Here is a 12,105-nt window from a genome sequence, read left to right on the forward strand (position 1 = left end):
AAACTATTAATTTATATATTTGTTTCTATGAAGATCGATAATTATGATAATAATGCCACATTAATTGAGTCTCTTAGTAAAGGAGATGAAGGCGCATATAACTATCTTATCGATACTTATCATCATCAACTTTGTGTATATGCCAATAGTCTGGTAAAAAATATTTACAGCGCCGAGGATATCGTGCAAAATGTTTTTATTAAAGTTTGGGAACAGCGCACGAGATTAAAACCAGATCATGCTTTAAAAAGTTTTCTTTACAAATTAGTTTATAACGAATTCATTGATTTGTATCGAAAAAATCAATCTTTGTTTTCATTAGAAAAATCATATTACGATGCTTTAAATTCAGTTATTCAGGAAGATGATTCTGAGTCATTTCAGCGTGTTTTGAATGTGGTTAACAGAGAAATTCAAAACCTGCCGCCAAAATGCAAAGAGGTTTTTATATTAAGTAAAAAAGAAGGTTTAACCAATATAGAAATTGCCGAACATCTTGATGTTTCTATAAAAACGGTCGAAGCCCAGATTACAAAAGCATTCTCGATTCTGCGATCTTCATTAGAAGAAAAAATAAAAAGTGTTTTGTTTTTATTATTTGGAAAAAGAAAAAAACTAAAATTAAACTAAAAAAGGATACTCTAACGAACATCCTTTCTTTGTTATTTATACTTTTAATTAGTGGCGTATTTTTTAAACACATAGAAACATAGATTTTTTAACTTAAAAAGGCGTTTCACTATGTATTAATTCACATAGCGATGTGCAGAAAACATCTTTATTCTTTCATCTATTCTCTTTGTTCTTTCATCTATTCTCTTTGTTCTTTCATCTATTCTCTTTGTTCTTTCATCTATTCTCTTTGTTCTTTCCTCTATTCTCTTTGTTCTTTCATCTAAAACTCCAAAACCGGCTTTTTCATATCATGATACAAAAGAACTTTCCAGTTTTGTTCTCTGGCTTCCTGTTCCCATTTTTTTCGGGATTCCATGGCACGTTTACCATCATAATCTGTTTTGTAGGCTACGTGCATTTTTAGATACGCTTCTTGTGGCAAATCATCTGCTCCGTAAAAGGTGATCTCGTTATTTTCCTTAATCCAGAAAACCTGGTGAAATGGCGAATGTCCTCCGGAAACTTCATAGAAAATCTCATTTGTTATTTCCCCTTTGTCATCCTCCAGAAACTCAACATTAGGAAACGTTTTAAATTGATGGAGTAAATTAAGATTATAAGAAGGATGTTGTTGTGTTAAAGCAAAATCAAGTTCTCTTTCCTGCATATAAATTGTTGCATTTGGAAAATTCTGAATAAAGTTTTCGCCTTCAAAAAAACCAATTCCCTCGATATGATCTTTATGAAAATGCGAAATCAGGATTTTTGTAATTTGTTCCGGCGCTATATCATGACTTTGCAGCAAATGATGAAGAAAAGGTTTTCCGTTTTTGTTCAATGCTAAACCCAAATCTAATATTATATAATCATTTTGCGTAATAATCAAAAAAGGCTGAATGGCCATTTTAAGTCCCGAATCTAAAGGAAATTCATTGATGAGTTTGAATTCTTTCTCACTGTTAACAACATAATTTCCTTCCTGCAGTGGTATTATTTTCATTTTAGTTCTTCATTATTTTTTACAAAGGTCTAAAGAATTTCTATATTTGTAAAACGTTATTTTTCGATAGCATCAATCGATAAAACCGATTTTAAACATGGAACTCAGACAACTTAAATATTTCCTTAAAGCCAAAGAATTACTCAATTTTACCGAGGCTGCAAATGCTTTAAACATTAGCCAAAGCACTTTATCGCAACAGATTAAACAGCTTGAAGATGAATTGCAAATCCCGCTTTTTAACCGAATAGGAAAACGAATTAAACTAACGGAAGCAGGAGAATTATTTTCTATTTATGCCTTGCAAAGTACCAACAAAGCGACAGAAGGTTTACAATTACTGCAGGATTTGAACAATCTTGATACCGGTAAAATTGCAATTGGTGTTACGTATGCACTGCGCGATATATTGACTCAAAGCGTAATTGAATTTGCAAATCAATATCCTGAAATAGAATTTAAAATTGTTTTTGGAACTTCTAAGGAATTGTTAGAAAAACTCAATCATTTTGAACTGGACGTCATTCTGACTTTCGAAGAAATTATCACCGAAAATCATTTTAATTACCAGATCCTTTTTACATCGCCTATGACTCTGGTAACTTCGACAGATTCTAATTTGAAAAATAAAAAATCGATTTCATTAAAAGAAATAAGCAAATTATCTCTTGCTCTTCCTTCAAAAGGATATAGCACGACACAATTTATTAGTGAAGCTTTTGATAAAAATAACCTGCATCCAAAAGTTACTATCGAAATAAATGATATCCCAACCTTATTAGAGCTTGTGAAAAGTGGAAATTGGTATACTATTCTTACCCAAACCACCATTAAAAATGAAAAAGGAATTTCGTGTATTCCCATAGAAGGAAAAAACATGACGAGAAACGCCATGATTATTTCGATAAAAGAAGTATATGAAAAGAAAGCGGTAAAGGTGTTTTTAGCTATTTTGAAGTCGCTGGTTTAAAAGCAAAAAAAGCCTTCAGGACAAAATGTCTCAAAGGCTTTTTTACTAACAATAATTAACTAACAATTACGGTTTAAGCTCAGTAAATTTTGAATCTAATTTAAAAGATTTCTTTACTTTTTCTACTGTAATTTCTTTTGCAACCGAAAATTCAGCCGATTTTTTAATATCTAAAGAAGACGCTCCAACGAAAACTTTATAGGTTCCTGCTTCTGCAATCCAGGCACTTTTGCTTTCTAAAAATGAAGCCAGGTCTTTTGGCGATAAAGTCAATTGTAATGTTTGGCTTTCTCCCGGTTTTAATTCTTTGGTTTTACCAAAAACTTTTAGTTCTTCTTTTGGTTTATCTATCGTTTTTGATGGTGCAGAAAGATAAACCTGAACAACTTCTTTTCCTGCTACTTTTCCTGTATTTTTTACGGTGACAGAAACGGTCAATTTATCTTTAAAAGTTGGTGAACTCAATTTTACATTAGTATAATCAAAAGTCGTGTATGAGCTACCAAAACCAAATTCGTAAGATGGTTTTATGTTGAAAGTATTAAAATAACGGTATCCTACATAAACGCCTTCTTCATAAGTCACCTCTTTTGGATTATCAGCAGGAAGTCCCGGAAAGTTTTTCGCAGATGGTGTATCAGAATATTTCGCAGGGAAAGTCATCGTCAATTTTCCAGACGGATTTATTTTTCCTGAAACTACGTCAGCAACAGAATGTCCACCTTCCTGACCTGGCTGCCATGCCAGTAAAATAGCATCTACTTTATCTTTCCATGAAGCTGTTTCGAGTACACCGCCAATATTCAAAATAACCACTACTTTTTTTCCTTTTGCATGAAAAGCTTTTGAAATTTTATCCAGCATTTCAATCTCTTCATTGGCCATATTAAAGTCATTATCAACCACTCTGTCTCCTCCTTCTCCAGAATTTCTTCCTAGAGTTACAAACGCAATTTCAGAACTTGCCGCTTTTTTAGCTATGAAAGCATCGTCCATTTTCATTTCAGGAAGTCTTTCCGGCAAAGCCAAAATACCTCTTGCTTTTCTTCTTTCTTTTTCAGCAATAACTTCTTTTTCAGCGTGCGGTTTATACAAGTCAACTAGTTCTTTATCTAATTTGTAACCTGCAGCAGTCAAACCTTCTAAAAGAGAAACGGTGTGCTTATTATTCACACTTCCACTTCCTGTTCCGCCTGTAATCCATGCATAAGAAGTTACCCCAAATACCGCAACCTCTTTTTGCTTGTCAGCAAAAGGCAATGCATTATTCGTGTTTTTTAGCAAAACCATTCCTTCTGCAGCAGCATTTCTGGTTACTTCAGCATTTTTAGTTAAATTAGGTTTATCACTATATTTGTATTTTGCAAAAGTTGGCGTACGAAAAATATATTGTAAAATTCTTTTCGCATTTGTATTCGCCACTTCCTGAGATAATTTACCCGAATTTAAAGCTTCTAAAAGTGCTTTTTTCTGAACCGGAATTCCAGGCATTAATAAATCATTTCCAGCAATCATTTGTTTGACAACATCAGAGTTTGAGCCTTTTGAAATCGATTCGAAACCCGGAAAACCACCAAACCAGTCCGTCATTACAATTCCTTTAAAACCCCATTCGTTTCTTAAAACTTCTGTTAGCAAATCTTTTCTGTCAGAAGTATATTCGCCATTCAGTTTGTTGTATGATGACATTACAGTCCACGGTTGAGATTCTTTTACCGTGATTTCAAAACCTTTCAGATAAATTTCTCTAATTGCTCTTTCAGAAACGTGCGCATTAATTGTTAAACGATTGGTTTCTTCATTATTCACAGCAAAGTGTTTGATCGAAGTTCCCACACCTTGCGACTGAATTCCGTTTACAATTGCCGCTGCTGTTTTCCCTGAAATCAAAGGGTCTTCAGAATAATATTCGAAGTTTCTTCCGTTCAAAGGATTTCTGTGAATGTTCAAAGCCGGAGCTAATAAAACATCAACACCATATTCTTTTACCTCATTACCCATTGCTTTTCCTACTTCTTCTAAAAGTGCTTTATTCCAGGTCGAAGCCAAAGCAGTTCCCACCGGAAATGCCGTTGCATAATAGGTTTTTGTATCATTTTCTCTCGTTGAAGCAATTCTTAAACCTGCAGGGCCATCGGCTACAACCGTTGCAGGAATTCCGAATCGTTCAAAAGCAGCAGTTCCTCCTGCAGCTCCGGGAACCAAACCTTGTTTAGAATCTCCAACAGGACCAGTCAGAACTTCGATGCCCGGCATTCCGGTTCCGATAAGCAATTCTACTTTTTCTGCATTGGTCATTTGTTTGATGATTGCATCAATTCTTTGATCATTAGAAAGACGCGTATCTTCCCAAATATCTAATTTTCCGTTTCTGTTTAAATCGAAAAATTTAAATCCTTTGACGGTTAAAACCGGAGGATTCGTTTCATCTTTAGGAGTATTCCAGGACAAATTAGAAAGCACTAATGCTGTCAAAAGCGTAACTCTTGCTGTTTTTATAAATGTATGTTTCATATATAGATAGTTTAAATAGTCTCTTTAAAGGGAAATATTAGTTTAGAAATCCTTGTAGTGTAAGCCATTCTTCAAAACGTGTTTCCCAGGAATCTACCGGCAGGTTTTGTTTTCCTGTTCCAAATCCGTGACCGCCTTTTGAGTACATATGCAGTTCGACACTTTGTCCGGCTTCAAGCCATTTATTGTACATCTGAATACTTCTTGGCGCCAGTTTTAACTGATCGTCGCTGGCTGCGCACAAAAACATTGGGATTTTTTTCTCTGGAGTTGCAACCGTTAATAATTCAGGTCTTGGACCTCCATAAATATTGGCTACAAAATCCGGTAATTGATCTGCTGTATTTTCCAGAACTGTTTCCATCGCCACTGTACTTCCTGCAGAAAACCCAATTATGCCGACTTTTTTAGTATCGATTCCGTATTTTGAGGCATTGTCACGCACATATTTTAAAGCATTTTTTCCGTCTTGTGCTGCTAACTTTATAGTAGCCAAAGAGTTTTTTTCGAAAGCTGCTCTGTCTTTCAGCTTTTCCATCATTTCTCTTGCCGGATCATTGGTTTCGGTTTTGTTCAAACGGTATTTTAAAACAAAAGCCGTGATGCCTTTTTTGCTAAGGATTTCAGCCAATTCTTTTCCTTCTCTGTTGATTGATAAACTCTGAAAACCTCCGCCCGGAGCGATTACAATAGCAGTTCCTGTATTTTTTACTCCTTTTGGAACCTGATAAACCAATAATGAAGGATCGGTGACATTGTAAACTACTTCTGTTTTAAAAAGGTCAGAGTACATTTGAGCTTCTTTTTGTGTCCAGTTTTCAGATCCCGGAGCTTTTCCGGCGTATAGTTTTACAGTTTCCTGCGCTTTTACGGTTGTGCCTAAAAGCAGGCAAAAAGTAAATAGTATGGTGATTTTATTTTTCATCTGTTTGTGGTATTTGTTGTTGCATTGTGGTTCGTTAATCTCATAAAGGCGCTAAGTTTTTTTTCAATCGTTACGAAATTTGCTCGCAAAGTCACAAAGCCGCTAAGTTTTTTTGTTTCTCGCAGATTTAAAAAAATTTAAGCAGATGAGCGCAGATTATTATAATCAACTTAAATCTGCTTAAATCTGCAGAATCTGCGTGAAAAAAAACTTATGAGCTTAAAAAACTTTATGACTCTGCGAGATTAAAACTCAAGCCAATCAGAAAAAAACTTTGCGCCTTAGCGTCTTCGTGGCATAAAAAAATTACTTCTTATAAACCTCAGTTCTCGCATCTTTAATAACACCTTTCCAATTCAATCCGTAAGCAAAGTCGTAAACATTGCCTTCGCTGTCTTTGTGCGGAGTCATATCGTAAGGAACATCTTCAAATTGTTTTTCTACGGTTTCCATATTCGCCGGCATCTGAACTGGCAATAATCCTGATGGTTCTGTTTTTCCTGAAACAATATCCAAAACGGCTTGCGTAGAAACTCCAAAATTCAACACAATACCGTCAACCTGTTTTTCAAATTCGTTAAAAATCATTGGCTTTGAAGCCGTTACCGAAACAATAATAGGTTTTCCGTTCATCATGTCTCTGGTATCCAGAATTGTTCTTAAATCCATAGTGTTGGCAACTGTTACTGTTTTATTTTTATAAGTTCTGTCCTTAATTGTAGGGTCAATAACCTGATCTCCGGCTGCGAGACTTTTGGCTCTTGCTTCGGTTGCTGTATAAGTTTCGTATTGAAGTGAAATTGGCACATAACCGTTGCTTCCGCTTTGTCTGTCTTTTAAATCGTAACCGCCTTCTAAACTTTGCGGGCTTGTAACAAAAACAATAGCAAAATCTGCTTTTGAAGGATCTTCGGTTACATTGTAATATTTCTTAACCAATTCTAAATTTACCGGATATTCCAATTTTGGCTGACTTGCAACGCCCCACCAATCTTTGGTAGAAGCCGTATAAATCTTCGGAATAAAAACTGTCTTCTTTTCTTTCAGAGGTAGAACCGAAGCTTTGTTTTTCAATAAAACCACCGATTTTAATTGTGCCTCATAACCTGCTTTCATAAATTCAGAATTACCCACAATTGCTTTTGTTTCGGCAACATTCAAATATGGATTTTCGAAAAGTCCAACTCTGAAAATATTCTTCAATAAACGAACGGCAGATCTTTCAAAACGCGCTCTCATGAAAGACTCTCCAAATTCTTTAATTCCCATTTGATAAGCTTCCATAACCGGTTTTTTATCATTGTTCCCACCAAATTGATCTACTCCCGCAATAATGGCTTTGTAGTGTCTTTCATTAATCGAAAGATTCTCAACCCCCCAAGGTTTACCGGCAAAAAGATTTGGTGTTTTTCCTTCATCTCCCGTAACAAGCCAATCTGTACAAACTACGCCGTCATAACCGTATTTATCTCTCAATAAATCTGTAATGATATATTTGCTATACCCGTTGGCTACGTTTTCGTTGTATTTTTTATCCTGATCAAAAGTGATCGTATAATAAGGCATCACCGCCGAAGCTTTGCTTGTTTTTCCTTTTAGTTTGAAAGCACCATTGATAAACGGATCAATATGCTGTTGAAGATTATTTCCGGGATAAACGGCAAATTTTCCGTAAGCCCAGTGTCCGTCACGTCCGCCTTCTTCAGCACCACCACTTGGCCAGTGTTTCACCATTGCATTTACACTTTTGTAACCCCAACCATCCTTGATTTCGTCTTTTCCGTATGAAGTTTGAAATCCGTCAATATAAGCTCTTCCCATATCTCTGGTTAAGGCTGGGCTTTCGCCAAAGGTCATCGAAATCCTGTACCATCTTGGTTCTGATCCTAAGTCGATTTGTGGAGATAAGGCCGTTGCAATTCCTAACGCACGATATTCTTTAGCAGCAATTTGACCAAACTGTTCTACAATTTTGGGATCGAAAGTTGATGCCATTCCTAAACCATCCGGCCACATTGAGATTGTTCCTCCTGCTCCTGCATTAAACTCTGCGGTAACAGTTGCATTATGACGCGGATCTGTACTGGTATTACTCGGAATTCCCAGACCAATTCCTTCTACAAAGGCCTGCATTTGGTTGTTCCATAAAGCAGCTACTTCTGGACTTTCTACATTTGTGATCAAAACATGGCGAAGATTATCTTCTTTCAAAAAAGCCTTTTGCTGATCTGTTAAGTCGTACGCTTTAGCATTGCTTTCCGGAAATACTTTTCCGTTATAAGTTCCTGTATTATAACCCGCTATTCCTGCCGGTAAAGCCTGATGACGACTGTATAACATTAATCCTGCAATTTGTTCTACTGACATTTGAGAAGCTAAATCTTTAGCTCTTTCATCTGCCGAAAGGCGCCAGTCTTCGTACTTATCCAGTTTTCCGTTTTTATTTAAATCTTTAAATTTCTTTCCGTTAACCGTTAGAATTTTAATACCTGATTCAGGAGAATATCCCAAATCGGCACCTTTATTATTTTTAATAATGGTAAAGTTTTCCTGCTGAGCTTGTACTGTAACGCTTATAAAAAAAGCGAACCCCACAGTTATGATTGTTTTTTTCATTTTAGATAAAATTTAGAACCTGAAATTAAGAGAAGCTTCCAATGTAAACGGACGAATATAAGATCCTACCAAAAGCTGGTCGTAATAAGCTGAAGCATCTGTAATCAGCTCCGCACCACTAATCGCTCCTTTTGCACCTGTTTGGTTTAAGAAGTTCACAGCTGTTAAGCCAATATCAAAATGATCGTTGATTTTGTAATTTACACCTCCAAAAGTTTCCCATCTTGGCGCAAAGAATAATGCGTTTGTTAAGTTGGCATATTGTTTACTGAAATAACGGAAACTCGCCCAAACCTTGAAATCTTTGTAGGTATAACTTGGATCAATTTCCATCAGAACTTTAGAAATTTCCAAAACGTTTTTATCGTTATAAGAATAGTTATTTCCAAAAGCAGAGAAATCATAATTCTTGTAAACCGGATCCTGAAACGTAATTAAGTAATGAAGATTAAAACCTTTAAATGGTGTTGCTACAATGTCTGTAGTCCAGCCTAAGGTTTGAATATCGTAGAAAACGGTTGCTACTTCTGACTGGCTTCCATCTGCAGGATTTACCAGATTCAATCTCGCCTGATAGTTGTTTCTTGTTAAATAAGTTGCCTGGGAAACAATGCTTAAATTTTTCAGATTGTAGTACAATCCAAATGCTGCCAACGGACTTTTTGTTTTGGCCAAATTAGGCGCAACAGATCCTGAATAACTTTCAAGCTGGCCATTTTTTTCTGTATAAGTAAAATCAGCAAGAACTCCGGCACTTTTTGTCACTTTGTAAACTGCATTTACAGAACCTCCTAAATGAAACCAGTTGTTATCAAAATATGATTTTTGGCTTGGATCGAAAACTACATTTGGCGTTCTTGGCGTTTGGTAATAATCTCCTTTTAGTTTGTGGTATCTTAAATTGATGCCATAAGCCAATGTCAAACGATCTGAAATAGTCCAGTTATCAGAGAAATAACCTGATAATTTGTTCTCGAATCCGTTGTGATATTCTCCACCAACATTGTAATTGTAAAATCCGTCAGCATCAGTATTTGAAGTTCCTCCCGGAGTATTTCGAACTAATTTATCAGGATTAGCGCTTACTGTTTGATTAAAGAAAGAACGGCTTGAAGTAAACTCGTCCACATTATAATAATATTCTAATAATCCAAATCTCCATTTGTGTTTCTCTACATTCTTTTTAATTTCGAAACGGGATAAAAAGGTTGTTGTTGGCGTTCCGTCAGTATACAATCCCAACATTGAGTTTACATTTCCTACATAAGGCTGACCCGTTGCTTCGTATGTAAAATTATCAGCTGCAGTTCCCTGAAAAATACTCAACGGAATGGCAATTAACTGTGATGCTTTTGAAGTTCTGAAACGAGTTGAGAACGTAAATTTCCAGTCGTTGGCCAAATCGTAATTTCCTAAGATATCAAATGTGTGTGAAGTCGTTGCTGCATCGCTCCCGCCCATATCGGCAAACTTAGTTTCGCCGGTAAGTATGTCTTTGAATTTCATTGTTCCATCATTTACGATGTACGAGTCACGACCAATTTTAAAATCATTGTATTCTTCGACTTTTCCGCCTTCTTTATATCTAAAAACGGCATAGTTGGTTAAAGAAGCTGAGTTGGCATATTTATATAAAAAGCTTATTTTCCCTTTTCCGTTATTGAATTTTTTGGTAAGTCCAGCTCTGTAAATTTGAGTTCGGTCAGAATAATTGGCAAATTTTAAATCGAAAGAATTGGGATCGAAATTAGCGTAAGCTCCCATGGTATACGACCAGCCTTTTGCTAAAGGTCCTGAAACATTAAGATCTCCTTTCATCCAGCCAAAACTTGAACCTGAGAAATTACCAACAATTTCTAATTTATCTGTTCCTAATTTAGTGTATGAGTTTACCGCAAACCCTAAATCTCCGGTTGTAATAGCCGCTTCTCCAATTTTCAGTAAACCGGTTCTCTCCAAACTTTTACTTTGTCTCCAGGTTCTGTTTGGTAATTCAGGCCAGAAATAATACACAACTGGCAAATCATTTTCCTGAATCGTGATTCCGCCAACAGTTGATGGCAAACCAATATTTACATCACGCGGACCTGAGTTATTGGCAGCGTTAAGCATTACGTTTCTATTTTTTTCTTCTTTGGTATCTGTTTCTACAATTTTGGTAATTGTTTTAATGGAGTCTACGGCTTTTTGTTGCTTTTTATCATCTTGAGAATAGGCATCAAGAGTCGGAAAAACAGCCATACAGATTGCTGAGATTAGCATTTTTTTCATAAGTGGTAAGTTAGTTTAAGTAAGTTTTAATTTCATTGCTTCATTATGAAGCAATATTAAAAACAAATTCTCATATCAACAAATAAATGCCTAAATAATTTTCATAATCTCACTAATTCAAGTCTATAAATTCCATAAAAACAATAAAGAAGAAATATGCTTATGTAATTCAAAAACAGCAAAAAAGACACTACCTCGTTTGCGTAAAGTATTGAAATCACTAGTTAAAGTCATCTTGACCCTATTTTAATTCAGAACATCAAATTCAAATTAAAACTTCGATTTCTAAATCAGTATTTTTTTTTATGCCTCAAAAAAAATGTCAGAAAAAATTGAAACGATTTGGCATATAATTCTTAAAAAGATTAAATTTGGAGTTAACTTTACCCTTATGGAATTAAAACATATACTTGAAAAACAATCTGAAGAGTCCTTTAAAAAATATATTCCGACGCTTTCTATCGATTGTGCTATTTTTAGTTTTAACGAAAATTCGCTTCATGTTTTAACCGTAAAAATGAAAGATCAAAATTCCTGGGGACTTCCGGGAGGTTATGTAAAAAAAGAGGAAAACGTTGATGATGCGGCAGTTAGAATATTAAAAGACAGAACAGGAACAGAGAATATCTACCTGCAGCAATTTTATACTTTTGGAAATTTAAAACGTTCTGAAAGTGCTTTTGAAGAGCATGATGACAGTATCTGGAATAAACAGCGTTTTGTATCTATTGGTTATTATGCGCTCGCAGAACATTCGCACGTAAAATTGGTTATCGACGAATATTCTACTGCCGTTGAATGGCACTCTATAGACAATCTTCCGCCATTTATGATGGATCACAGATCGATTTTAGATAAAGCATTGCTTACTCTTCGCGAGCAATTGAACAATCACCCTATTGGCTATAATCTTCTAAGTGAAAAGTTTACAATGCCGGAATTGCAGAAATTGTATGAAGCCATTTTAGGAAAAAAACTAAATCGAGGTAATTTTTATCGAAAAATCCTTCGTTATGATATTCTGACCAAACTAGATGAATCCCGAAAAGGTGGCGCGCATAAAGCCCCTGATTTGTATAGCTTTGATTTAGAGAAATATAACAGCGCACTTAAAGAAGGTTTAAAAGGAAGCTGGTAAATCATTTTTATCTTATCCTATTTCTAAATACCAAGAATAAACATTCACTTTTTTTG

General features: G+C 35.4%; 8 protein-coding genes. 3 read left to right on the forward strand and 5 right to left on the reverse strand.

Annotated features, from left to right (window positions below; translation table 11 throughout):
- Positions 1-27: 27 nt before the first annotated feature.
- Complete coding sequence (locus B0M43_RS19405) at positions 28-630, forward strand: RNA polymerase sigma factor (RefSeq protein WP_078007816.1); 603 nt, start codon at positions 28-30, stop codon at positions 628-630.
- A 265-nt stretch (positions 631-895) separates the two neighbouring features.
- On the opposite strand, the gene B0M43_RS19410 is transcribed toward B0M43_RS19405, so the two are convergent.
- Positions 896-1,615 (reverse strand): MBL fold metallo-hydrolase, encoded by a 720-nt coding sequence (locus B0M43_RS19410; RefSeq protein ID WP_078007817.1) that lies wholly within the window; start codon positions 1,613-1,615, stop codon positions 896-898.
- Between the two features lie 97 nt (positions 1,616-1,712).
- Here B0M43_RS19410 and B0M43_RS19415 point away from each other — a divergent pair, with 97 nt between their 5' ends.
- On the forward strand, positions 1,713-2,585 hold the full coding sequence (locus B0M43_RS19415) for a LysR family transcriptional regulator (protein WP_065448899.1): 873 nt from the start codon (positions 1,713-1,715) through the stop codon (positions 2,583-2,585).
- Between the two features lie 66 nt (positions 2,586-2,651).
- On the opposite strand, the gene B0M43_RS19420 is transcribed toward B0M43_RS19415, so the two are convergent.
- The 4 genes from B0M43_RS19420 to B0M43_RS19435 all read right to left on the reverse strand — a co-directional run bounded on the left by B0M43_RS19420 (position 2,652) and on the right by B0M43_RS19435 (position 10,911).
- Positions 2,652-5,099 (reverse strand): glycoside hydrolase family 3 C-terminal domain-containing protein, encoded by a 2,448-nt coding sequence (locus B0M43_RS19420; protein ID WP_078007818.1) that lies wholly within the window; start codon positions 5,097-5,099, stop codon positions 2,652-2,654.
- Between the two features lie 37 nt (positions 5,100-5,136).
- On the reverse strand, positions 5,137-6,024 hold the full coding sequence (locus tag B0M43_RS19425) for an alpha/beta hydrolase (RefSeq protein ID WP_078007819.1): 888 nt from the start codon (positions 6,022-6,024) through the stop codon (positions 5,137-5,139).
- A gap of 306 nt (positions 6,025-6,330) precedes the next feature.
- The gene (locus B0M43_RS19430; protein ID WP_078007820.1) at positions 6,331-8,640 is read right to left on the reverse strand and encodes a glycoside hydrolase family 3 N-terminal domain-containing protein; all 2,310 of its coding nucleotides are present in this window, start codon (positions 8,638-8,640) and stop codon (positions 6,331-6,333) included.
- 12 nt (positions 8,641-8,652) lie between these two features.
- The gene (locus tag B0M43_RS19435; RefSeq protein WP_123921821.1) at positions 8,653-10,911 is read right to left on the reverse strand and encodes a TonB-dependent receptor; all 2,259 of its coding nucleotides are present in this window, start codon (positions 10,909-10,911) and stop codon (positions 8,653-8,655) included.
- Between the two features lie 391 nt (positions 10,912-11,302).
- Here B0M43_RS19435 and B0M43_RS19440 point away from each other — a divergent pair, with 391 nt between their 5' ends.
- The gene (locus tag B0M43_RS19440; protein ID WP_078008022.1) at positions 11,303-12,049 is read left to right on the forward strand and encodes an NUDIX domain-containing protein; all 747 of its coding nucleotides are present in this window, start codon (positions 11,303-11,305) and stop codon (positions 12,047-12,049) included.
- Positions 12,050-12,105: the final 56 nt, after the last annotated feature.

Origin of the sequence: Flavobacterium sp. KBS0721 (genome assembly GCF_002007065.3) — a bacterium.
Classification (GTDB): Bacteria; Bacteroidota; Bacteroidia; order Flavobacteriales; family Flavobacteriaceae; genus Flavobacterium; species Flavobacterium piscis.